We start from the raw sequence: 23,339 nt of genomic DNA, 5'->3' as shown, positions 1-23,339 counted from the left end.
TGGACTGCAGGCGGTGCGTTGTGGGTCGATCAGAAGGGTCTAAAAATACTCCTGCAACGGCCGAACCTCCAAGCTCCCAGCCCTCAACGCTGCAATCGCCTCCGCCACCGCAGCCATGCCGGCCAGCGTCGTATAGTACGGCACCTTCTGCATCAGCGTCGCGCGGCGCAGTGACTTGGAGTCCGAGACGGCTTTCTGGCCGTCGGTGGTGTTGAAGACGAGTTGCACCTGGCGGTTGCGGATGGCGTCTTCGATGTGGGGGCGGCCTTCGAGGACCTTGTTGATCTTTTCGGCGGCCACGCCGTTTTCGGCGAGGAAGCGCTGGGTGCCGCCGGTGGCGAGGACTTTAAAACCCTGTTCGGCGAGGCGCTTGACGGCGGGCAGGATGCCTTTCTTGTCTTCGTCGCGCACCGACACGAACAGCGTGCCCGAGCGCGGCAGGTCGACGCCGGCGCCTAGCTGCGCCTTGGCGAAGGCCAGCGCATAGTCGCGGTCGAGGCCCATGACCTCGCCGGTCGAGCGCATTTCAGGCCCGAGCAGGATGTCGACGCCCGGGAAGCGGGCAAACGGGAAAACGGCTTCCTTGACCGCGATGTGGCCGGGGTTGCGCGGGTTCGGCTTTTCGCCATAGGCGGCGAAGGCGTCGTCCAGCGTCTGGCCGGCCATGATGCGGGCGGCGACCTTGGCGATCGGCTTGCCGATGGTCTTTGCCACAAAAGGCACGGTGCGCGAGGCGCGCGGGTTCACTTCCAGCACATAGATGGTGCCGTCCTGGATGGCGAATTGCACGTTCATCAGGCCGCCGACCTTCAGCGCCTTGGCGAGAGCCGCCGTCTGGCGCTCCAGCTCGTCGACGGTCTCGTCCGATAGCGAGTGGACCGGCAGCGAGCAGGCACTGTCGCCCGAATGGATGCCGGCCTCCTCGATATGCTCCATGATGCCGGAGACGAAGGTGTTGCTGCCGTCGCACAGGCAGTCGACATCGACCTCGATGGCGTCGGTCAGGTAGGTGTCGAACAGCAGCGGGTTTTTGCCCAGAAGCGTGTTGATCTGGCCGGTCTTGTCGTTGGGGTATTTCTGCTTGATGTCTTCCGGCACCAGGCCGGGCACGGTGTCGAGCAGGTAGGTCTGCAGCATCTGCTCGTCATGGATGATCTGCATGGCGCGGCCGCCAAGCACGTAGGACGGGCGCACGACCAGCGGGAAGCCGAGCTCGCCTGCAACGGTGCGCGACTGCTCGACCGAATAGGCAATGCCGTTCTTGGGCTGGGCGAGGTCGAGCTTCTGCAACAGCTTCTGGAAACGGTCGCGGTCTTCGGCCAGGTCGATCATGTCGGGCGAAGTGCCGAGGATCGGGATGCCGGCCTTTTCCAGCGCTTCCGCCAGCTTCAGCGGCGTCTGGCCGCCGAACTGGACGATGACGCCGTGCAGCGTGCCGGCGGTCTGTTCGGCGCGCAGGATCTCCAGCACGTCCTCGGCCGTCAGCGGCTCGAAATAGAGCCGGTCGGAGGTGTCGTAGTCGGTCGACACGGTTTCCGGGTTGCAGTTGACCATGATCGCTTCATAGCCGGCTTCGCGCAGAGCGAAGGCGGCATGGCAGCAGCAATAGTCGAACTCGATGCCCTGGCCGATGCGGTTGGGTCCGCCGCCGAGGATGACGACCTTCTTGGCGGTCGAGACCTGGGCCTCGGAGCGCGTCTCGCCGGCGAAGGGCACTTCGTAGGTGGAGTACATGTAGGCCGTGGGCGAGGCGAACTCGGCCGCGCAGGTGTCGATGCGCTTGTAAACCGGGTGAACGCCGAGCTTCTGGCGCTGCTTCTGGACATCCTGCGCCTCTTTCTTCACCAGCGAGGCGAGGCGGGCGTCGGAAAAACCCATCGACTTCAGCATGCGCAGATTGGCGGCATCTTCCGGCAGGCCGTGCTCGCGGATGCGCGCTTCCATGTCGATGATACCGGCGATCTGCTCGAGGAACCACGGGTCGATCTTGCACATGGCGTGCACGTCTTCCAACGAGGTGCCCATGCGCAGCGCCTGGGCGACCATGCGCAGGCGGTCGGGCGTCGGCGTGCCCAGCGCGGCGCGGATTGCGTTCTTGTCTTCGCCATGGGCAAGACCGGGGATTTCGATCTCGTCGAGGCCGGTGAGGCCGGTTTCGAGGCCGCGGAGCGCCTTCTGCAGCGATTCCTGGAAGGTGCGGCCGATGGCCATGACCTCGCCGACCGACTTCATGGCGGTGGTCAGCGTCGGCTCGGCGCCGGGGAATTTTTCGAAGGCGAAGCGCGGGATCTTGGTGACGACGTAGTCGATGGACGGCTCGAAGGAGGCCGGCGTCGCGCCGCCGGTGATGTCGTTCTCAAGCTCGTCCAGCGTGTAGCCGACGGCAAGCTTGGCCGCGATCTTGGCGATGGGGAAGCCGGTGGCCTTCGAGGCCAGCGCGGAGGAGCGCGAGACGCGCGGGTTCATCTCGATGACGACGAGGCGGCCGTCGGCCGGGTTGACTGCGAACTGCACGTTGGAGCCGCCGGTCTCGACGCCGATCTCACGCAGCACTGCAATCGAGGCGTTGCGCATGATCTGGTATTCTTTGTCGGTGAGCGTAAGCGCCGGCGCGACGGTGATCGAATCGCCGGTGTGGACGCCCATCGGGTCGAGGTTCTCGATGGAGCAGATGATGATGCAGTTGTCCGCTTTGTCGCGAACCACTTCCATCTCGTATTCCTTCCAGCCGAGCACCGATTCCTCGACGAGGACTTCGGTGGTGGGGGAGGCGTCGAGGCCTGAGCCGATGATGTCGAAGAATTCGGTACGGTTGTAGGCGATGCCGCCGCCGGTGCCGCCCATGGTGAAGGAGGGGCGGATGATGGCGGGCAGGCCGACATGGTCGAGCGCCTGGGCGGCGATTGCCATGGCATGGTTGATGTAGCGCTGCTTGCGATCGCCTTCGCCGAGGTTCCAGGCGGTTTCGAGCGCGTCCAGTGCGGCGTCGAGATCGGCGGGCGCGGAGGCCTTCAGCGCAGCGCGCTCGGCCTCGTGCTTCTTGCGGTCGGCGTCCTTGACGTCTGAAGCGTTGGCCAGCATCGATTTCGGCGTCTCCAGCCCGATCTTGGCCATCGCCTCGCGGAACAAAGAGCGGTCCTCGGCCTTGTCGATGGCGTGGGCATCGGCGCCGATCATCTCGACATTGTAGCGGTCGAGCACGCCCATGCGGCGCAGCGACAGTGCGGTGTTGAGCGCCGTCTGGCCGCCCATGGTCGGCAACAGCGCGTCGGGGCGCTCCTTGGCGATGATCTTGGCGACGACTTCCGGCGTGATCGGCTCGATATAGGTTGCGTCGGCCAGTTCCGGGTCGGTCATGATGGTGGCCGGGTTGGAGTTGACCAGAATGACGCGAAAACCTTCCTCCTTCAGCGCCTTGCAGGCCTGGGTGCCGGAGTAGTCGAACTCGCATGCCTGCCCGATGACGATGGGACCTGCGCCGATGATCAGGATGGACTTGATGTCGGTGCGTTTTGGCATGGTGGCTCGGTCCGTTCGTGGTCGCTCTGCGCAAAATACCGGCGCGGGAATGCCCGGCCGGTGCGCATCAGAGTCTGTTGTCAGGCTAAGGGCGCCTTATAGGCAAATGATTGGGCGGTTGTAACCCCGAAAATGTGTGAATCCTTGCGGCGTTTCGGCAAGGCAGCCATGCGGGAGGGATTTGGGGGGATTGGATCGAGGCCGTACCCCTCTCCGTCTCGGCTTTGCCGAGCCACCTCTCCCCCGCTTTGCGGGGGCGAGGAACCCAAGCTTTGCTTGGCCGCTGCATTTCAGGATTTAGGTTCCTCGCCCCATGAAATGGGGAGAGGTGGCTCGGCGAAGCCGAGACGGAGAGGGGTCTTTTGTACCATCGGGAGATCGACAGGTGATGGTCACTTTACCAATTCAGGAAGTGCACCGCGCGGCATCATTGCTCGTAGGTATAAGAGGCGCACATTTCTTCATTGCTCGACGGGGCTTCGTCGCCGGTGAAGACAGCTACGAGAGAGCGGCCGTTATCGTCCCAGTTTGCGATGTAGGTGACTGCGCCGGACCCGCATAGGCGGTTGTCGTTTTCGAGTACCGGGTCGCCCGGGTGACTAACTTGATAGACAGATGCTGGAACTTCCTGGCCGTCAACGATGAAAGTGTCGGCCACGAGGCCTGAGAAGTTCAGCGTTTTTCCGTTCTCAAAGGTGATACTGAAGTCATCGAATTGAATGTCGCCGGTCACGCTCATCGCGGTGCCGCTCACTGCCACGTAAGAATCCTCATCGGTATAGGCGTGAGCCAAGCTGATGAAACACGAAGATGCGAGTGCGGCCACTAAGCCAGTCTGAAAAGTTTTCATGTCACGCTGTTACTGGGAAACCGCCGCCATTTCCAGCCACCCGTGATGCGGGGTGGAAATGCCAGGTCAACCCTGCTCGACCGCCAGCATCTCATCCTGCGCTTCAGCTATCTTCTGCACCATCGGCAGGTCGACCGCCGCCGTAATGATCGAATCGAGCAGGCCGGGGAAGCGGGCGTTGAGGTCGTCGCGGCGCAGCGTGATCAGCCGCATGGTGCCGACGGCCTCGGTGCGGGTGATGCCGGCCTCGCGCAGCTTGGCCAGGTGGTAGCTGATATTGGTCTTGGAGCCGAAATCGGTGAACTGCATGCACATCGTCGGCTGGCCCTCGCGCAGCGCGAGATAGCCGATGATGGCGAGGCGCGTCTGGTCGCCAAGCACGGCCAGCACGTTGGGCAGCGAAATCTGGTCGGCGGTGGGATGGGGCAAGGTCATGGCTGAAAACTAGCTGCGCAGGCGTTCGGGTTCAATGCGTCTTCCTGACATCAGGCTGACAGGAAGCATGTGCGACTACATTGACATGGCGCGCAATCAAGTTCAATAGTTCAATAATATTTGAACTAAGGATTGGTCCCATGGACAAGCGCCTTATCTGGCTGGCGGTCGGCTCGTTTACCATGAGCACGGTCGGCTTCGTGTTTTCGAGCCTGCTGCCGTTCATCGCCGCCGACACGCACACGACCATACCCAAGGCCGGCTACCTCATCACGGTCTTCTCGCTTTCCTATGCCATCGGCGCGCCGCTGCTTTCCGCCCTTGCGGGCGCTGCCGACAGGCGGCGGGTGCTGACGGCGGCGATGCTGACCTTCGTGGCCGGCAACGCGATTGCCGCCACCAGTGTATCGTTCACGACATTGCTGCTTGCACAGATCGTCATGGGCATGGCGAGCGGCCTGTTCGCCGCCACCGCACAGGCGACCGCCGTCTCGCTGGCTGGGCCCGAGCATCGCGCTTTGGCGATATCGGTGGTGGTGGGCGGTACGACCTTTGCGGTGGCGCTCGGCGCGCCGCTGGGTGCGCTGATTGCTGCAGTCTGGGGCTGGCGCGGCACATTCGGTGCGATCTCGCTGCTGGCGCTGGCTTGTGCGACCGTGCTGTGGTTCCGCCTGCCGCGCGGGCTGTCGGGAACGAAGCTGACGCTTGGCGAGCGCTTCAGCATCATCGGCCGTGCCGGCATTGCGCCGTCGCTGGTGGTGACCTTCCTGTATCTTGCCGGCGGTTTCATGATCATTTCCTATCTGGCGCCGCTGGCGATCGATGGGGCGGGGCTGTCCAAGCTGTCCTTGCCCGGCCTGCTGCTCGCCTTCGGCGTCGGTGCGGTGATCGGCAATCTGTCCAGCGGCTACCTGGCCGACCGAATCGGCGCGACGCGGATGGTCGTGGGTTCGCTCGTGGCTTCGGTGGCGATTGCGCTGGCCATCGCATTCGGCCTGCATCTCCTGCCGCATCACCTTGCCGGGCCGCTGCTGATCGGCATCATGCTGCCCTGGGGCATCATCGGCTGGGCATTCCCGCCTGCACAGGCAAGCCGCATTGTCGGCTATGCACCCGAGGTTGCGCATCTGACGCTCTCGCTCAATGCCTCGGCGATGTATTTCGGCATTGCCGCAGGCACCGCGCTCGGCGGGCGGGTGCTGGAATATGCGGCGCCGGCCGATCTCGGCTTCGTCGCTGCCTTGTTCCCTGTTGCGGCACTTGCAGTGCTTTATGCCGGCCTGCGCTCGCATCGCCGCTTCATGGCTGCGACGCCTGCCGAATAGGGAACTACATCAGGCCGGCATGAAGCCTGTGCGCAGAGCATGGGCCCATTCCGGCCGGCCTGTTTGCTCGGCCTGTCGCGCAGCACTTTCCCAATCATAGGTGATGGCGAAGAACTCGAAGTGCATCGCGCCCTCGGGGTCGATCTCGACCATGCCGTAGCGCGCGTGCGGCGAACCTTGTTGCGAAGCGTGCGCCGGTTCGGTGTCGTCGAAATATGCGGGCTCGCCGACGCTTCCGGGATTGAAGATCATCCGGCCGTCCGAAAGCCGCACAAGTTCAGGGCGGTGGCTGTGGCCACAGAGCAGCAGCCTGTAAGCAGGATCGAGCTGGCCAAGCCTCTTCTCGATCGCCACCAGCGGCGCGCGTACGAGATAGCCGTCGACGATGGCGTCGGCAAGGTAGCGCTCGTCATGATCGGGCCGGGCGTGGAAGGCGAGCACCGAAGACGCGATCTCCAACTGGAGGGGCAGGGCGGCCAGTGCATCGCGCTGTTGCGGCGTAAGCTGCTCATGGGCAAAGCGATCGGAGGGCCACATTTCGTCAGAGACCTTCTCGGCGACGCGGCGATCGTGATTGCCGCGCACGGTGGGCAGGCCGAGCTTTTCGAGGCGCTCGAAAGTCTCGCGCGGCCAGAGAGGTCCGGCGACGCAATCGCCGAGATTGACGATCAGGTCTGCACCGCCACGTTTTTCAAGGTCGGCGAGGACGGCGTCGAGTGCAACGACGTTGCCGTGAATGTCTGCGATGACTGCTATTTTCATGAGCCGACTCCAGATGCCGGCTATGTTTTAGCCGCCGCAATCGGGAATGTCAGCGGCTCAGGCGAGAACGAAATCGAACAGCAGCTTTATGTTCAGCAGCGCGATGACGATCGCGATCAGCATTGCAAAGGCGGTGAGGTAGCGCGGTGCTACTAGCGCGCCCATCTTAGCCTTGTTTGCGGTGAACATAACCAGCGGAAACACGGCAAAGGAAAGCTGCAGGCTGAGCACGACCTGGGTGAGGATCAAGAGCTTGGCCGTGCCGCTGTCGCCGTACCAGATGGTGACGCCGGCGGCGGGAATGATGGCGATGGCGCGTGTGATCAGGCGGCGCAGCCATGGCGGCAGCTTGATGTGGAGAAAACCCTCCATGACGATCTGGCCGGCGAGCGTCGCGGTGACCGTCGAATTGATGCCGCAGCAGATCAGCGCGATGCCGAAGAGGGTCGGTGCGATGGCCAGACCCAGCAGCGGTGCGAGCAGGGAGTGCGCCTGGCCGATCTCGACGATGTCGGTCTGGCCGGCCTTGTTGAAGGTCGCTGCCGCCAGGATCAGGATCGCGGCGTTGATGAGCAGCGCGAACATCAGCGCGACCGTGGAATCGATGGTGGCGTATTTCAGCGCCTGGCGCTTTTCCGGCACGGTGTCGCCATAGGCGCGAGTCTGCACGATGCCGGAGTGCAGATAGAGATTGTGCGGCATCACGGTGGCACCGAGAATGCCGAGCGCCAGATAGAGCATTTCCGGGTTGGTGACGATCTCGGTGGTCGGCGCGAAGCCGCGGATGACGCCGCCCCAGTCAGGATCGGCCAGCGCGATTTGCACCGCGAAACAAGCGGCAATGACGCCGAGCAGCGTGATGATGAGCGCCTCGACCCAGCGGAAGCCGAGTTTTTGGAGATAAAGGATCAGGAAGACGTCGAGTGCGGTGATGAGCACGCCGATCTCGAGCGGAATGCCGAAGATCAGGTTGAGGCCGATGGCCGTGCCGATGACTTCGGCGATGTCGGTGGCGACGATGGCGATCTCGGCCATGAACCACAGGACATAGGCGACCGGCTTGCCGTAGGCGTCGCGGCAGGCCTGGGCGAGATCGCGGCCAGAGCCGATGGCGAGCCGCGCGCACAGCGCCTGCAGAACGATCGCCATGATGTTGGAGACGAGTGCGACCGTGAGCAGCGCATAGCCGAATTTCGAGCCGCCGGCGAGCGAGGTCGCCCAGTTGCCGGGGTCCATGTAGCCAACGGCGACGAGATAGCCGGGGCCGACGAAGGAGATTGCCCTGCGCCAGCCGGGGCCGCTGGTGCGGATTGCGATCGAACCGTGGACATCTGAAAGGGATGCCTCGCCGCGCGGCTGACGCCAGCCGGTGAGGTTTTCCATCGTGCGGGGCTTGAAGTCCATTCCTGGCTCTATGGCTGAGAATTCTTGCAATTGCAAATCATTCTCAAAATGGCGTGAAAACCTGACGAGCGCAAGTGGTGCGCTGCGGAATATTTTTGGCGCGGTGCAGAACGTGCCTGGGCAATGCTACCGCAGGTTCTGCAATTGCCCGGAACGACGGAGAGGATCGCGCGTTGGTGCTAGCCGGAAGGTTCCGGCCTCAACGTGGAGGAAACGTCATGGGCGTGAAGGAAGCACCGACTGCAAAAGGCAAGGCCGCCGCCAAGGGCCTCAAGCAGGCCACTGCCAAGGAAGAACGCAAGGTGGAGGCGAAGACAGGCAGAGACTTAAAGAAGGGCGAAAAGCGCTTCGAGGAACGCTCACGCAGTTCTGACGGCAAGAGCGCGGGGACGAAGCAGAAGTAGTGGGCCCGGTCCTGTGACGGCGGCGCCTGCCGGTCGCTAGAGTTCTATCAGTGTCTTGAACCCGCCATAGATCATGCGCTTGCCGTCGAAGGGCATGCTGTGCGGATCGTCGATCTTGAGGCGTGGGTCGGCCATCACCTTCTTGTTGATTTCGTCGCGGGCCTCGCGCGATTCATAGGTGATCCAGGAGAAGACGACCGTTTCGCCTTCCTTTTGCAGCACGGCGCGCGGGAAGGATGTGACTTCGCCATAGGGCACATCGTCTGCCACAGTCTCGACGAAGGAAAGCGCACCGTGATCTATCCAGATCTCGCCGGCCGTCTGCGCCATTTTCTTGTAGTCCTCCATCTTCTCGGTGGGCACTGCAAGAATGAAACCATCGACATATGGCATTGGGTCAACTCCTCCTGACAACGATCACCTGCAACGGCTGAAGCGACGGCGAGGTTCCGCGTCTGCCGCTACGAGAAGACTAATCTCATCATAACTTGCGGGCCAGCATCTGGATCGGCGCGATCGTGCCGTCGGCAAGGGCAGTCATGACATTACCCAGCCGCTGCGGCGTTGCCGGTCCCATCAGCGTGTGCAGGCTAAGCATGGGTGCGCCGTTTTTGGCGGCGTTTTCACGCATTTCGCGACCGAGCGTCAGCGCCATCTGGCGCCGGTTCTTTTCCGTGACGATCATGAGGCCTGCTTTTGTCAGCAGCTTGCGATAGGTCGCAGGGGCTTCGACGAAGCTGGTTTCCAGCGTGTCGGCCCAGGGCATCGGGTAGGGTAGGTCCTGGCCGCTGATATTCATGATGTCGTAGACGCCGAACACGCCGCCCTTCTTGAGAATGCGATGCACCTCGCGGAATGCGCCGGCCTTGTCACTGACGTTCATGCCGACATGGATGAGCGTGGCGCGGTCGAAGCTGGCGTCCTCGAAAGGCAGCGAAAGCGCGCTCGCCTGCCGGAACGAGACAAGGTCCGCAAGCCCGCAGCGCCCGGTTAGCGAGGTTGCAACGCTGACAAACTCCTCGGTGAGGTCGACGCCGATGACGGTGCAGCCGTGATGCTCGGCAAAATAACGCGCCGGTCCGCCGATGCCGGCGCCGACATCGAGCAGTTTCATGCCCGGGGAGATGGCAAGGTCGTTGGCCAGATCGACGGTGGCGGCGAGCCAGCCGAGATGGAACTCGTCGGCGCCGGAAAGGTCTGCGGGGTCGAGGCGGTCAACATCCTTCCCGGCTGTCTTCAGCGCGTCGAGGATCGCGCGTTCAAGCGCGCCGTGACTGTAGTGCCTCGCAACGTCCTCCTCGGTGGTCATATTTGACCTCGCCTGAAAGCCGGCTGGGTTTATCGCATTGAAGCTACTCCTTTTTCATCTGCTTGAAAACGAAGATCGCTGTGAGTTGTGCGTATCGGGATTGCCCCTGTGTTCCAAATTTCTTGTGACTTGATGCAACCGTTGGAGTAATTGTCTGTTTAGGTCAGCTCGCAGACGCGGGCATGCATGGGCGCGGCGAAACAGGGAAGAGGTTGGCATGCTTTGGAAAGGTCGTCGGCAGAGTGAGAATGTTGAGGACGAGCGCGGCCAGGGCGGCGGCTTCGGTGGTGGCGGGCTTGGACGCGGCGGCGGCTTCCGCATTCCGATCGGCGGCGCGACAGGCGGTGGCGGGCTTTCAGGCATCATCATCCTGGTGGTGCTGTTCTTCGCGCTGAGGGCCTGCGGCATTGACCCGATGGCGATATTGGCCGGCGGCGACGGTTCGGTGCCTGGCGGTGGCGGCCAGATCAGCCAGACCGAACCGAAATCCAATGACGAGATGAAGCAGTTCGTCTCGACCGTACTTGCCGAAACCGAAGACGTCTGGAGCGGCATATTCCAGGCCGAGGGTTTGAAATACGAAGAGCCGACGATGGTGCTGTTTTCAGGTCAGACGCGTTCGGCCTGCGGCTTCGCTTCTGCGGCTTCCGGTCCGTTCTATTGCCCCGGCGACCGCAAGGTCTATATCGACCTCGCCTTCTACGACCAGCTCGACCGGCAGTTCGGCGCTTCGGGCGATTTCGCCCAGGCCTATGTGCTGGCGCATGAGGTCGGCCACCATGTCCAGAACCTGACCGGCATCCTGCCGAAATTCAACCAGATGCGCCAACAGATGGGTGAGGCGCAGGCCAACCAGATGTCGACACGCGTCGAACTGCAGGCCGACTGCTTCGCCGGAATCTGGGGCCACTTCACCGCCCAGAAGGGACTGCTTGAGCAGGGCGATCTGGAAGAGGCGCTGAATGCCGCCCAGCAGATCGGCGACGATACGCTCCAACGCAAGACGCAGGGCTATGTCGTGCCGGAAAGCTTCAACCACGGCACCTCGGCACAGCGCGTGACCTGGTTCAACCGAGGCTTCCAGAGCGGCAAGCTGGCGGATTGCGACACGTTCAACAATCCTGTCTGAACGGAGCGTTATGATTCTTACGAAGCCCGTTCCAGCCAAGCTGGGGCGGGCTTCTTGATTTCAGACCTTGCCGGCGTCGCGGTCGCGCACTGCCTTGGCGTGCCATTCGCGATCGATCGATCCTTCCTCGGCCTTGTGGAAGAACTGCGAGCAGACGAGCCAGCCTTTCAGCGGCCGCAACAGCGCGGTGCAGGCGAGAAGGGTCAGCGGCAGCGTGGTCAGCAGATGAACCAAGATCGGCGGCTCATAGGTCAGCTGCAGCCAGAGCGCGAAGAGTAGGGCGGGCACCGCAACGATCGTCATGGAAAAGAAGGCCGGGCCGTCGGCCGGGTCGGCAAAGGAATAATCAAGGCCGCAGACCTCGCATCGCGGCGCGAGTTTTACGAAGCCCTGAAACAGATGGCCTTTCTGGCAGCGTGGACAAAGCCCGAGAATGCCCGTCTTGGCCGGGTTGGTGGTGGGGGTAAAGCTGGTGCTTTCCATGGCGGACCTCATGATCTGCCTGAGATATAAGCCTGCCCTGCGTGATTACCCCTGTGACATAGGCTTCCTGCGGCAAAAGGCCAGAGCTGCCTACTTCGCGGGAGGCTACCCTTCGATCCAGGCTGCCGGCACGGCGAGGGCGACGGCTAGTCTGGCCGCGGTATCGGCTGATGCGGTCCGGCGGCGTCCCTCCAGGTCGGAAAGAAAGCCTTGAGTGAGGTCGGCCTTGTCGGCGAGATCGCTTTGGGTCAGCCCGCGCCATTTGCGCAGTGCCTTCAAACGGCTATCGCCACGCAATATCGCCATTGAAAGCTCGGCCGGAAACGGCTCCGTGCCGGCCAGTTCCGCCTTGCGGGCGTCGTAGATCGCAGCGTCGGCGGCATCTTCCGCTGCCTCGTCGGCGGCGCGCAGAAGAGCGTCATAGTCAGCCTTGGGAAGGATGACCAATTCTTCGCCGCCAGGGGTCTTGATGATCTGAGGTGCGTTCATCTTGCCGTCTCCTGCATCAGTTCCGGCGGTATGTGGTTGTTTCGCGCTTGCCGATATAGACCGCCAGGATGGTCGTCTGGTCTTCGTCGAAGAGGACGCGGTAGCGGCCAATTCTCAACCGATAGCCATCCCGGCCGCCAAGGCGCTTTACATCGCCACGGCCATTTACGGCGTAGTTGATCAGGCCGTCCGAAACCTGCCGGCGCGCCTCATCGGCAAGATTATCCAAATCTCGCGCCGCCGAGGCGGTCAGCACGATTGTCTTCATGAAGGTAATATAGCGATATTATCGCAATTCAGCAAGCGATAATATCGCCGATTCTCAGCGCTCCGCCAATGCCGGTTCGCCCTTGCGTTCACGGATGAGGTTGACGAAGCGGCGGAAGAGATAGTGCGAATCCTGCGGGCCGGGCGAGGCTTCCGGGTGATGCTGGACCGAGAACACCGGGCGGCCCTTGAGCGCGATGCCGCAGTTTGAGCCGTCGAACAGTGAAACGTGAGTCTCTTCAACGCCTTCCGGCAGCGATTTCGCGTCGACCGCGAAGCCGTGGTTCATCGACACGATCTCGACCTTGCCGGTGGTGTGGTCCTTGACCGGATGGTTGGCGCCGTGGTGACCCTGGTGCATCTTCTCGGTCTTGCCGCCGAGCGCCAGCGCCAGCATCTGGTGGCCGAGGCAGATGCCGAAGACCGGGATTTCGCTCTTGAGCAGGTCCTTGATGACCGGCACGGAATATTCGCCGGTGGCTGCGGGGTCGCCGGGACCGTTGGACAGGAAGATGCCGTCCGGCTTCATGGCGAGGATTTCGTCAGCGCCGGTCTTGGCCGGCACGACGGTGACTTTCGCACCGAGGCCGGCGAGCAGCCGCAGGATGTTGCGCTTCACGCCGTAATCGATGGCGACGACGTGCATGGTCGGGGCATCCTGCTCGGCGTAGCCTTCGTTCCAGACCCAGGGCGTCTCGCGCCAGACCGAGGACTGGCCGGAGGTGACTTCCTTGGCGAGGTCGAGGCCGACGAGGCCGGACCATGCTGCGGCACGGGCCTTCAGGTCGGGGAGGTCGAACTTGCCGTCCGGCGCATGGGCGATGATCGCATTGGGCGAACCCTTTTCGCGGATGAGCGCGGTGAGCGCGCGGGTGTCGATGCCGGACATGGCGACGATGCCGCGCTTCTTCAGCCACGCATCGAGATCACCGGCTGCGCGGTAGCTCGACGGGTTGGTGACGTCGGCCTTGAACACCGCGCCGACGGCGCCGTTGCGCGCGGCCGGGTTGAGGTCTTCGATGTCTTCGTTGTTGGTGCCGATATTGCCGATATGCGGGAAGGTGAAGGTAACGATCTGGCCGGCATAGGATGGGTCGGTGAGGATCTCCTGGTAGCCGGTCAGCGCGGTGTTGAAGCAGACTTCAGCCACCGCCGAACCCGTCGCGCCGAGGCCGCGGCCCTCGATGACCGTCCCGTCGGCCAGAACCAGCACTGCGGTCGGCACTTCGGTTGCCCAGGGGGCGGTGGTCGCGGCCATGTCAGCTACTCCGTAAAACGTTCATCTCTGTCGGCATCGTCAGCGGGCGCAGGCAGTGCCGCGCCCTTGCAAGATGGCCCGGCAGGGGCCATATGGCGCAACGAAAAGCACGGGCTGCCGCGACAATCGCAAACCCCCGTGCACAACCCGAAAACTAGTCCATGCAAGGCGCGGACAATAGGCGAAGGTGTTGACGCGGTCAATGAGCGCGCAAACGATTGCGGTTAAATATTTTCCCTAACGATATCAGGGAGTTGACCGCATGCTTTGGTTTGCAATGTTTACTCGACGGCATTAGAGGCTGCGTTCTTCCCAAGGAATCGGGATGCGGCCTCGAACTGCCGTCGGGCCGTCGAAAACCGGTTCCCACATTTCGGGAACATGGTCTATTGTTCGCTGCCGCTACGAAGGAGTTACCGCCATGCGCGAGATCATCGCCCAGGCCCTCAAGACCGCGCTGAAAGCGCAGGACAAGCGCCGCACCTCGACGCTGCGGCTGATCAATGCCGCGATCCAGGATCGCGACATTGCCCATCGCGGCATCGGCAAGGACCCGGTGAGCGATGAAGAGATCATGCTGATCCTGGCCAAGATGGTGAAGCAGCGCGAGGAGTCGGCCAAGGCCTTCGAGGAAGGCAATCGGCTTGAGCTTGCCGCCCAGGAGCGCGACGAGATCGTGATCATTCGCGACTTCATGCCCAAGCAGCTCGGCGACGAGGACGTGAAGCAGGCATGCCAGGCGGTGATCGACGAGGTCGGCGCTGACGGCCTGCGCGACATGGGCCGCTGCATGAATGCGCTGAAGGACAAATATGCCGGCAAGATGGACTTCTCCAAGGCCAGCGGCATCGTCAAGACGATGTTGCAATAGCTGGTAGTCAGGGACTGCACTCCCGTAAAAGTCGATATCAGCCCGGCTCTTCAACCTGAAGAGCCGGGCTGACCTGTGAAGAAAGGCCTGTTAGGCGGCTCGTTCCGGCTCAATGCCTTGCACCACCCCCTAGTATCTGATTCCCTGTTGTTGATCCGATTCGGGGCAGGGGCGCTGCAGAGGAAATGACAATATGAGCACCTCCAAGAAACCGGAAATCTCGGAAATGCGGCCGAAGCTGACGGTCATTGGCGTCGGCGGTGGCGGTGGCAATGCCGTCAACAACATGATTGCCGAGGGCCTGGAGGGCACGGACTTCATCGCCGCCAACACCGACGCGCAGGCGCTGACCATGTCGAAGGCGCCGCGGCTGATCCAGTTGGGGGCGCTGGTGACCGAAGGCTTGGGCGCCGGGTCGCTGCCCGAGATCGGCCAGGCGGCGGCGGAAGAATCCATCGACGAGATCATGGACCACCTTGCCGGCACGCATATGTGCTTCGTCACGGCCGGCATGGGCGGCGGCACCGGAACGGGTGCGGCCCATGTGATTGCCAAGGCTGCGCGTGACGCCGGCATCCTGACGGTGGCGGTCGTGACCAAGCCGTTCACCTTCGAGGGCAAGCGCCGCATGCAGATGGCCGAGCGCGGCATCGAGCTGCTGCGCCAGGCTGCCGATACGGTCATCGTCATTCCGAACCAGAACCTTTTCAGGATCGCCACCGAAAAGACCAGCTTCGAAGATGCCTTCGGCATCGCCGACCGGGTTCTTTATTCGGGCGTGAGCTGCATCACCAATCTCATCGTCAAGGAAGGCCTGATCAATCTCGATTTCGCCGACGTGAAAACCGTCATGAAGGACATGGGCCGCGCGATGATGGGCACCGGTGTCGGCACCGGCGAGGGTCGCGCCAGAAAGGCTGCCGAAGCTTCCATCGCAAACCCGCTGCTCGACGAGAATTCGATGAAGGGCGCAAGGGGCGTTCTGGTCTCGATTTCGGGCGGCCTGGATATGACGCTGTTCGAGGTGGACGAAGCCGCGACGCGCATTCGCGAAGAGGCAGGCGACGAGGCCGACATCATTGTCGGCGCCATCTTCGACGAAACGCTCAAGGGCCAGTTCAAGGTGTCCGTCGTGGCCACGGGGTTGGAGCCGCCGGCGGCACAAGTAGATCCCATCGTGAACATGCGTGGGCAGCCTGCGCCGGGCCAGATGCAGACCACGCACTGAGGAAGCGAACGGTGCGCCTTTACGTTTCTGCGGAAGCCTGCTGCAAATAATGCGTGCCGCGTTCCCGCTTTCTGACTGAGCGCATTCCTTGACTATAAAGCTGGTAAAACCGTCGCTCGAATATCTGCCGACCTATATGCAGGCGCTGGAGCGCGGCTGGTCGCCGGACAATGTGCGCCCGGCCGAGACCATCCGCGCGCAGCTGGACGCGATCGACCGGGATGCCGCCGCTTTTGTCGAAAGCCTTGATGATCCCGAAGCCAAGGGCGGGCCGATCACATTGCCTGACGGCAAGCACGTGCCGCGCCTGCCGGGTTATCGCCGCTGGATCTGGGACGGCGAACTGGCCGGTTCCATCGGATTTCGCTGGCAGCAAGGCACGTCGGCGCTGCCGGCGCATGTGCTTGGCCATATCGGCTATGCGGTGGTGCCGTGGAGGCGGCAGCTCGGCTATGCCACGCAGGCTTTGGCCCTGCTTCTGCCTGAAGCGCGGGCGCTGGGGCTCGATTATGTCGAGATCACGGCCAAGCCGGACAATCTGCCTTCGCAGAAGGTGATCACCGCCAATGGCGGCGTGCTGGTGGAGCGCTTCTTCGAGGATGCCGCCTATGGCGGCGAGGAAAGTTTGCGGTTCCGGATCGTGTTGTGAAAACGCCCTTCCTTCTCCCCTTGTGGGAGAAGGTGGATTGGCGCGTAGCGCCAAGACGGATGAGGGGTGCTGGAAGAAACTCTAGCGTCTGCGATCCGTCCAACACCCCTCATCCGACCTCGCTTCGCTCGGCCACCTTCTCCCACAAGGGGAGAAGGAAGAGGCAGCGCATATCACCCAGTCTTCAGCCGCGAACCGCTCAGCAAGCCCTGTTCCTCCAGAACCGGGTAGACCATCGACGCCAGCAGCGAGTTGATCTGCTTGAGGTCGCGGATGGTGTCGAGGTGGATGGAGCTTGTCTCGACGCTTTTGGCGGTGCCGTCGCGCAGGCGCACGAAATGGCTGTTGCTGGTTTCCTTCTCGAAGTCGCGCAGCCGGTCCTTTTCCTGCACGAGTTGGCGCGCGGTGGTGGCGTCGCGCGATATCAGCACGTTGAAGGCGAGCCGGGCATTGGCCAGCACCGAGGCGTGGAAGGCGGTTAGTTCGCGCCAGCCTTCGTCGGTGAACTCCAGCCCGCGGTCGAACTTCTTCTGCACATGGACGAGCATGTTGCGCACGATGATGTCGCCGACCTGCTCGAGCTTGACGCAGGCGCCGATCAATTCCTGGCAGCGTAGCGCTTCATCCTCGGTCATCGGCCGGGCTGTCGCCTTGGCGAGGTAGAGCTTTATCGCGGCGTGCTTGCGGTCGACACGGTCGTCCAATGCGGCTAACGCCCTGATTTTTTCCGGGTCGGCCTTTTCGTAGAGCTCGATGATGCGCTTCAGCATGATCTCGACGGTCTCGCAAACGCGCACGACCTCGCGTGTGGCATTGGCGAGCGCCTGGCTCGGCATGTCGAGTGCGGCCTCGTTGAGGGCGCTGAGCTCTACTGTGGCAAGCGATTCGGCCGATTCCGGCGGCGTGCCGAGCGCGACGATACGCTCCGAAGCCTTGTAGACGAGGCCAGCGAGTGGAATGCCGGCAATCAGGATGATGACGTTGAACAGGATATGCGCGTTGACGATCTGGTCTGGCGCCGTGGCTCCGAGGAAAGCGACAGTCGGCTTGAACGTCATGAACAGGATCAGCATGACCACCGAGCCCATGCCGCGCATCAAAAGGTTGCCGATTGGCACGACGCGAACAGCGGGCTCGGCCGTGCGGGTGAGCAGCGGTGCGATGAGCGAGGAGCCGAGGTTGACGCCCAGCACCAGCGCGATGCCGAGCTCGGGCGTGATGAAGCCGCGGCCGGCCAGCGTCGCCATCAAAAGCACGGCGGCGATGCTGGACTGGAACAGCCAGGTGACGAGCCCGGCGAGAAGAAATGCCGTGATCAGGTCGGTGGAGAAATAGTTGATGATGACCGGCATGAGCCGGCTTTCGCGCAGCGGCTCGGAGGCCTGGCCGATCATCTCCAGCGACAGGATCAAAAGGCCGATGCCGACCAGTATGCGGCCGATCTGACGCCAGTCGCGCCGCTCGGTCGCCATGAACATGACGGTTCCCGAGACAAGGCACAGCGGCACCAGCAGCGTCAGGTCGAATGTCAGCAGCTTGACCACCAGCGCCGAACCGATCTCGGCACCGCGCACGGCAAGCTGGCCGGCGGCACCCGAGACGATGCCGGATCCGGCGAAAGAACTGACCAGCAGGGTGACAGCCGTCGAGCTTTGAAAGGCAATCGCCAGCCCGGTGCCGGCCAGAACGGCCAGGAAGGGATTGCGCATGGTGGCGCGCAGGCGATGGCGCAGGACGTCGCCATAGGCGCGCTCGACGCCGGTTTTCACCATGCGGGTGGCAAACAGCATCAGCGCAACCGCGCCGGCAAGGTGGAGAAGGACGACCGATCCGCTCATGGGCGCGCACTTTCAACGCAAGCGGCTACCGGCGCCTTCGCGAGGCGCCTTGGAGGGTCGTCTGTGATACGAATCGTAGTCATGATCTGTCCGGCATTAGTTTAGCCGGATAATATTTTTCGTCCATGGTCATGGGCCGTTCCCTGCCGACGCAAAGTGTCGGAAATGAACCGATCGGCCTGATTTGCCCTGTGAAAAGCGGGTATTGGTCAAGTCGGCAGTCGCATCGCGCCGCGCTCATGGTTATATGAAATGGAAAGTGAGCCAGAACCATGCGCTTCCCGCCCTCATTCCTTGACGAGATACGCGATCGCGTGCCGATTTCGTCCGTGATCGGTATGCGCGTGTCGTGGGAGAGGAAGAAGACCAACGCGTCGCGCGGCGATTTCTGGGCCTGCTGTCCGTTCCATGGCGAAAAGTCGCCGAGCTTCCACTGCGAGGACAAGAAGGGCCGCTATCACTGTTTCGGCTGCGGCGTTTCGGGCGATCATTTCAAGTTCCTGACCGAACTCGACGGCATGAGCTTTCCCGAGGCCGTCGAGCGCATCGCCGACATGGCCGGTGTGCCGATGCCGGCGCGCGACGCCAATGAGGAGCGGCGCGAGCGCGAGCGGGCGTCGTTGCACGACGTCATGGAAATGGCGACGAAGTTTTTCGAGGAGCGGCTGCAAAGCGCCGATGGCGCCAAGGCGCGAGCCTATCTGCGCGACCGCGGCCTGACGCCGGCGACGCAGCAGGCTTTCCGGCTGGGCTTTGCGCCGGACAGCCGCAACGCGCTGAAGGAGCATCTGGCCAGCAAGGGCGTCGAGAAGGCGCAGATCGAGGCCTGCGGCCTTGTCCGGCACGGCGACGATATTCCCGTCTCCTATGACTGGTTCCGCGACCGCATCATGTTTCCAATCGCGGACTCGCGGGGCCGTATCATCGCCTTTGGCGGCCGGGCGCTGGCGCCTGATGCACTCGCCAAATACATGAACTCGCCCGACACCGAGCTCTTCCACAAGGGCAACGTGCTCTACAATTTCGCCCGTGCCCGCAAGGCGATGGGCAAGGACGGCACGGTGATCGCCGTCGAAGGCTATATGGACGTGATCGCGCTGGCGCAGGCCGGTTTCGAGAATGCGGTGGCACCGCTCGGCACGGCGCTGACCGAAAACCAGCTCGATCTGCTTTGGCGCATGACCGGCGAGCCGGTGCTGTGCTTCGACGGCGACCAGGCCGGCCTGCGCGCTGCCTGGCGCGCCGCCGACATGGTGCTGCCCATGGTGCAGGCGGGGCGCACCGCGCGGTTCGCGCTTCTGCCGGAAGGCAAGGATCCCGACGATCTGGTCAAGGCCGAGGGGCCGGAGGCGTTCAAGGCGGTGCTGTCGGAGGCGCGCCCGCTGGCAGAGCTTTTGTGGATGCGCGAGACCTCGGGCGGCGTCTTCGACACGCCCGAGCGCCGCGCCGATCTTGAAAAGACGCTGCGGGAGCTGACGTCGCGTATTCAGGACGAGAGCGTGCGTTACCACTATGCGCAGAACATGCGCGAGCGCGTGCTGAGTTTCTTCGGCTCGCAGCGCGGCAACAGACAGCAGCGACCGGGCGACCGCGACAAGGGGCGCTTCGGCGGCGGCCAGGGCGGCCAATGGTCGCGCGGTGGTGCCGCCGTCAACGGGCGCACCGCGATTTCGGAGAGCCTGGGCCGGTCGTCCCTGGTCAAGCGGGCAGGCGAGGTGATGTCGGTTCGCGAGGCGGTGCTGATCGTGGCGCTGGTCAACCACCCCGCACTGGTCGAGGAGCATTTCGATCATGTCGAGCGGCTCGATCTTGCCAATGCCGACCTGCGCAAAGTCCATACCGCGCTGATCGACGCGCTGGCGCATGGCGCGGGCAATAGCAGGGACGCGGTGATCGAGACGATCGGCCGCGCCGGGTGCATCGATGTGTGGGAGCGTGCGGTGACGCTTACCAAGCGCGCGAGGCAATGGCCGGCGCTGGAAGACGCCGCGATCGAGGATGCCCGCGACGCCTTTGTCCAGGTGCTGCACTTGCACCGCAGCGCGCGCACTCTACATAAGGAGCTGAAAGTAGCTGAGACGGCTCTCGCGACTGACCCCACAGACGAAAACTACCGCCACCTGGTGGAAATCCAGGCGCAATTTCGTGACGTGCAGGCGACCGAAGCGCTGATCGAAGGCTTTGGTATATCGTCGGGTCGTGCCGGCCGTGCTTGATGAATTGGTTTGATGCACTATTTTGCCGGCGTGGTTGGCAAAGCTGTGTGGAAGCCGGTGAGGCAGGAAGGTCGCAATCCTTCAATTGATTCGCTTTTTTAACGCGAATCATGCGACAGGCGCTTGACCTTCCGTCGGATTGGCGGAATCAGAACGATTCGAAACGTTAATGCGCGGGCACGTCCGCACCCAAACATGACAAAACGAAGTACTGATCTGGACGGCGCAGGCAACCCGCCCCAGTTATCAGGGTTAATCAGGACTTAAGACACGCGCTGCTACTGGCTCGTGAATCGCAGTAAAGCGTGTGTTGATTTGCCCGGGTTATCGGAGTCTCGAAGGCTTCGCAACATCCGGCTTGGAGAAAGCAAAAGAATGGCGACAAAGGAAAAGGAAGAGGTCGAGACCGAACGCGAAGGCGCCACCGATGGCCCTCTGCTCGACCTTTCCGATGATGCTGTCAAAAAGATGATCAAGGTCGCGAAGAAGCGCGGCTATGTGACCATGGATGAGCTGAACTCGGTGCTGCCCTCGGAGGAAGTGACCTCCGAGCAGATTGAGGACACCATGGCCATGCTTTCGGACATGGGCATCAATGTCGTCGAGGATGACGAGGCCGGCGAAGAGGCCGAAGGCGAAAGCAATAATGCTGCCGACGCCGAGGAGGACGCCAACGAGCTTGCCGAGCAGACCGGCACGGCCGTTGCCGCCACCACGACAAAGAAAGAACCGACCGACCGCACCGACGATCCCGTCCGCATGTATCTGCGCGAGATGGGCTCGGTGGAGCTTCTGTCGCGCGAAGGCGAAATCGCCATCGCCAAGCGCATTGAGGCCGGCCGCGAGACGATGATTGCAGGTCTGTGCGAAAGCCCGCTGACCTTCCAGGCCATCATCATCTGGCGTGACGAGCTCAACGAAGCCAAGATACTGCTGCGCGAGATCATCGATCTCGAAGCGACCTATGCCGGCCCCGAAGCCAGGCAGGCGCCGACGCTGGAGCGCCAGGAAGAGCTGGAACGCCCGAAGACACCCGAGGACCGCAACCCGCCGCGCCGTTCGCGCGACGATGACGACATCACCAATGTCGGCGGCGAAAACCGGTCGGAAGAAGAAGACGAGGACGAGGACGAGGCCAGCCTGTCGCTGGCAGCCATGGAAGCGGAGCTTCGCCCGCAGGTCATGGAGACGCTCGACGTCATCGCCGACACCTACAAGAAGCTGCGCAAGCTTCAGGATCAGCAGGTGGAAAACCGCCTTGCAGCGCAGGGCACCCTGTCGCCCAGCCAGGACCGCCGCCTGAAGGAGCTGAAGGATCAGCTCATCACGGCCGTGAAGTCGCTGTCGCTCAACAACGCCCGCATCGAGGCGCTAGTCGAGCAGCTCTACGACATCAATAAGCGGCTGGTGCAGAACGAAGGCAAGCTGCTTCGGCTCGCCGAAAGCTTTGGCGTGCGCCGCGAGGAGTTCCTGAAGGAATATCACGGCTCGGAGCTCGATCCGAACTGGACGCGCTCGATCTCCAATCTCACGTCGCGCGGGTGGAAGGAATTCACCACGCGCGAGAAGGATACGATCCGCGACCTTCGCGCCGAGATCCAGAATCTCGCCACCGAAACCGCCATCTCGATCGCGGAATTCCGCAAGATCGTGAACCAGGTGCAGAAGGGCGAACGCGAAGCCGCGATCGCCAAGAAGGAAATGGTCGAGGCCAATCTGCGTCTCGTGATTTCCATCGCCAAGAAATACACCAACCGCGGCCTGCAGTTCCTCGATCTCATCCAGGAAGGCAACATTGGCCTGATGAAGGCGGTCGACAAGTTCGAATACCGTCGCGGCTACAAGTTCTCGACCTACGCGACTTGGTGGATCAGGCAGGCGATCACGCGTTCGATCGCCGATCAGGCCCGCACCATCCGCATTCCGGTGCACATGATCGAGACGATCAACAAGATCGTGCGCACCTCGCGCCAGATGCTGCACGAGATCGGCCGCGAGCCGACGCCGGAAGAACTGGCCGAAAAGCTCGCCATGCCGCTGGAGAAGGTGCGCAAGGTTCTCAAGATCGCCAAGGAGCCGATCTCGCTCGAAACGCCGGTCGGCGACGAGGAGGATTCGCACCTCGGCGACTTCATCGAGGACAAGATGGCGATCCTGCCGATCGACGCGGCGATCCAGGCAAATCTGCGCGAGACGACGACGCGCGTCCTGGCCTCGCTCACGCCTCGTGAGGAACGCGTGTTGCGCATGCGCTTCGGCATCGGCATGAACACCGACCATACGCTGGAAGAAGTCGGCCAGCAGTTCTCGGTCACGCGCGAGCGTATCCGCCAGATCGAAGCCAAGGCGCTGCGCAAGCTCAAGCACCCGAGCCGCTCGCGCAAGCTGCGCAGCTTCCTCGACAGCTAAATCGCGCAATAATGTACGACATGAAAAGGGCGGCTCAGGCCGCCCTTTTTCGTTGGCATCCACCGTTGAGCTAGCTTGCCGTATTTTAGCATCGGCTCATAATATGGGTGGCAGAAGCGGAGGGCTGTAAACCCGGCCGCCTGACACGGCGTTGACCCGAGTCACGGCACCGGAGGGAGGTGTACCGTGACGACCTACATAATGCTTCTGAACTGGACGGAAACGGGCGTGAAGAACGTGCGCGAATCGCCACGTCGGCTCGATGCCGCAAGAAAGCAGCTCGCCGACATGGGCGGCTCCTTCAAGGCATTCTACATGACCATGGGCGAGCACGACATGGTTGCGGTCTGCGAGGCACCCGATGATGCGGTCGCGGCGCGTTTCGCGTTGCAGCTCGGCATGGGCGGCAATGTGCGCAGCTGCACGCTCAAGGCGTTTCCGGAAGCTGCCTATCGCGAGATCATCGCCTCGCTGGGATAGGAGCATCGCTTCAC

General features: G+C 62.6%; 21 protein-coding genes. 9 read left to right on the top strand and 12 right to left on the bottom strand.

The features are described 5' to 3' along the window. Positions 1-39: 39 nt before the first annotated feature. From carB to G6N74_RS08965, 3 genes are all read right to left on the bottom strand, one after another. Positions 40-3,519 carry a carbamoyl-phosphate synthase large subunit gene (carB, locus tag G6N74_RS08975; protein ID WP_165116441.1) on the bottom strand — a complete coding sequence of 1,160 codons (3,480 nt, stop codon included), beginning with the start codon at positions 3,517-3,519 and terminating at the stop codon, positions 40-42. Positions 3,520-3,946: 427 nt separating this feature from the next. After that, positions 3,947-4,369: a hypothetical protein gene (locus G6N74_RS08970; RefSeq protein ID WP_246245682.1), complete on the bottom strand. Its 423-nt coding sequence runs from the start codon at positions 4,367-4,369 to the stop codon at positions 3,947-3,949. A gap of 66 nt (positions 4,370-4,435) precedes the next feature. Continuing rightward, the gene (locus G6N74_RS08965; RefSeq protein WP_165116439.1) at positions 4,436-4,804 is read right to left on the bottom strand and encodes an ArsR/SmtB family transcription factor; all 369 of its coding nucleotides are present in this window, start codon (positions 4,802-4,804) and stop codon (positions 4,436-4,438) included. A 140-nt stretch (positions 4,805-4,944) separates the two neighbouring features. Here G6N74_RS08965 and G6N74_RS08960 point away from each other — a divergent pair, with 140 nt between their 5' ends. Beyond that, complete coding sequence (locus G6N74_RS08960; RefSeq protein WP_165116437.1) at positions 4,945-6,129, top strand: MFS transporter; 1,185 nt, start codon at positions 4,945-4,947, stop codon at positions 6,127-6,129. A 9-nt stretch (positions 6,130-6,138) separates the two neighbouring features. On the opposite strand, the gene G6N74_RS08955 is transcribed toward G6N74_RS08960, so the two are convergent. Together G6N74_RS08955 and G6N74_RS08950 are read right to left on the bottom strand one after the other, a co-directional pair. Beyond that, on the bottom strand, positions 6,139-6,891 hold the full coding sequence (locus G6N74_RS08955; RefSeq protein ID WP_165116435.1) for a metallophosphoesterase family protein: 753 nt from the start codon (positions 6,889-6,891) through the stop codon (positions 6,139-6,141). Positions 6,892-6,948: 57 nt separating this feature from the next. Beyond that, on the bottom strand, positions 6,949-8,274 hold the full coding sequence (locus G6N74_RS08950) for an Nramp family divalent metal transporter (RefSeq protein ID WP_376767695.1): 1,326 nt from the start codon (positions 8,272-8,274) through the stop codon (positions 6,949-6,951). A 239-nt stretch (positions 8,275-8,513) separates the two neighbouring features. Here G6N74_RS08950 and G6N74_RS08945 point away from each other — a divergent pair, with 239 nt between their 5' ends. After that, positions 8,514-8,699: a hypothetical protein gene (locus G6N74_RS08945; protein WP_165116431.1), complete on the top strand. Its 186-nt coding sequence runs from the start codon at positions 8,514-8,516 to the stop codon at positions 8,697-8,699. Between the two features lie 36 nt (positions 8,700-8,735). Here G6N74_RS08945 and G6N74_RS08940 read toward each other — a convergent pair whose 3' ends face one another. Further along, entirely contained in the window at positions 8,736-9,092 is a 357-nt protein-coding gene (locus tag G6N74_RS08940) for a DUF1428 domain-containing protein (protein ID WP_165116429.1), read from the bottom strand. An 88-nt stretch (positions 9,093-9,180) separates the two neighbouring features. Further along, a complete protein-coding gene (locus tag G6N74_RS08935) occupies positions 9,181-10,008 on the bottom strand; it encodes a class I SAM-dependent methyltransferase (RefSeq protein ID WP_165116427.1) in 828 nt (275 codons plus the stop codon). 217 nt (positions 10,009-10,225) lie between these two features. On the opposite strand from G6N74_RS08935, the gene ypfJ reads away from it, so the two are divergent. After that, positions 10,226-11,137 carry a KPN_02809 family neutral zinc metallopeptidase gene (gene ypfJ / locus G6N74_RS08930; RefSeq protein ID WP_165116425.1) on the top strand — a complete coding sequence of 304 codons (912 nt, stop codon included), beginning with the start codon at positions 10,226-10,228 and terminating at the stop codon, positions 11,135-11,137. Between the two features lie 60 nt (positions 11,138-11,197). Here the strand turns inward: ypfJ and G6N74_RS08925 are convergent, their stop codons facing one another. From G6N74_RS08925 to carA, 4 genes are all read right to left on the bottom strand, one after another. Next, complete coding sequence (locus G6N74_RS08925) at positions 11,198-11,620, bottom strand: DUF983 domain-containing protein (RefSeq protein WP_165116423.1); 423 nt, start codon at positions 11,618-11,620, stop codon at positions 11,198-11,200. Between the two features lie 105 nt (positions 11,621-11,725). Further along, complete coding sequence (locus G6N74_RS08920) at positions 11,726-12,109, bottom strand: helix-turn-helix domain-containing protein (RefSeq protein ID WP_165116422.1); 384 nt, start codon at positions 12,107-12,109, stop codon at positions 11,726-11,728. A 16-nt stretch (positions 12,110-12,125) separates the two neighbouring features. Beyond that, the gene (locus G6N74_RS08915; protein ID WP_165116421.1) at positions 12,126-12,377 is read right to left on the bottom strand and encodes a type II toxin-antitoxin system RelE family toxin; all 252 of its coding nucleotides are present in this window, start codon (positions 12,375-12,377) and stop codon (positions 12,126-12,128) included. 54 nt (positions 12,378-12,431) lie between these two features. Further along, positions 12,432-13,634, bottom strand: coding sequence for a glutamine-hydrolyzing carbamoyl-phosphate synthase small subunit (carA, locus tag G6N74_RS08910; RefSeq protein WP_165116420.1), 1,203 nt, complete (start codon positions 13,632-13,634; stop codon positions 12,432-12,434). 421 nt (positions 13,635-14,055) lie between these two features. On the opposite strand from carA, the gene G6N74_RS08905 reads away from it, so the two are divergent. The 3 genes from G6N74_RS08905 to G6N74_RS08895 all read left to right on the top strand — a co-directional run bounded on the left by G6N74_RS08905 (position 14,056) and on the right by G6N74_RS08895 (position 16,382). Further along, positions 14,056-14,505 carry a GatB/YqeY domain-containing protein gene (locus G6N74_RS08905; RefSeq protein WP_165116413.1) on the top strand — a complete coding sequence of 150 codons (450 nt, stop codon included), beginning with the start codon at positions 14,056-14,058 and terminating at the stop codon, positions 14,503-14,505. A 193-nt stretch (positions 14,506-14,698) separates the two neighbouring features. Beyond that, positions 14,699-15,733: a cell division protein FtsZ gene (ftsZ, locus tag G6N74_RS08900; protein WP_165116411.1), complete on the top strand. Its 1,035-nt coding sequence runs from the start codon at positions 14,699-14,701 to the stop codon at positions 15,731-15,733. 136 nt (positions 15,734-15,869) lie between these two features. Further along, the gene (locus tag G6N74_RS08895; protein ID WP_165116817.1) at positions 15,870-16,382 is read left to right on the top strand and encodes a GNAT family N-acetyltransferase; all 513 of its coding nucleotides are present in this window, start codon (positions 15,870-15,872) and stop codon (positions 16,380-16,382) included. A 173-nt stretch (positions 16,383-16,555) separates the two neighbouring features. Here G6N74_RS08895 and G6N74_RS08890 read toward each other — a convergent pair whose 3' ends face one another. After that, the gene (locus tag G6N74_RS08890; protein WP_165116409.1) at positions 16,556-18,220 is read right to left on the bottom strand and encodes a Na/Pi cotransporter family protein; all 1,665 of its coding nucleotides are present in this window, start codon (positions 18,218-18,220) and stop codon (positions 16,556-16,558) included. Positions 18,221-18,492: 272 nt separating this feature from the next. On the opposite strand from G6N74_RS08890, the gene dnaG reads away from it, so the two are divergent. From dnaG to G6N74_RS08875, 3 genes are all read left to right on the top strand, one after another. Continuing rightward, positions 18,493-20,436 (top strand): DNA primase, encoded by a 1,944-nt coding sequence (gene dnaG / locus G6N74_RS08885; protein ID WP_165116407.1) that lies wholly within the window; start codon positions 18,493-18,495, stop codon positions 20,434-20,436. A 375-nt stretch (positions 20,437-20,811) separates the two neighbouring features. After that, complete coding sequence (gene rpoD, locus G6N74_RS08880) at positions 20,812-22,845, top strand: RNA polymerase sigma factor RpoD (protein ID WP_091913150.1); 2,034 nt, start codon at positions 20,812-20,814, stop codon at positions 22,843-22,845. Between the two features lie 186 nt (positions 22,846-23,031). Next, the gene (locus G6N74_RS08875; protein ID WP_091913148.1) at positions 23,032-23,325 is read left to right on the top strand and encodes a GYD domain-containing protein; all 294 of its coding nucleotides are present in this window, start codon (positions 23,032-23,034) and stop codon (positions 23,323-23,325) included. Positions 23,326-23,339: the final 14 nt, after the last annotated feature.

Source organism: Mesorhizobium zhangyense (assembly GCF_011045115.1).
In the GTDB taxonomy this organism is placed as follows: domain Bacteria; phylum Pseudomonadota; class Alphaproteobacteria; order Rhizobiales; family Rhizobiaceae; genus Mesorhizobium_M; species Mesorhizobium_M zhangyense.
This window is presented reverse-complemented; position numbering and strand designations above follow the sequence as displayed.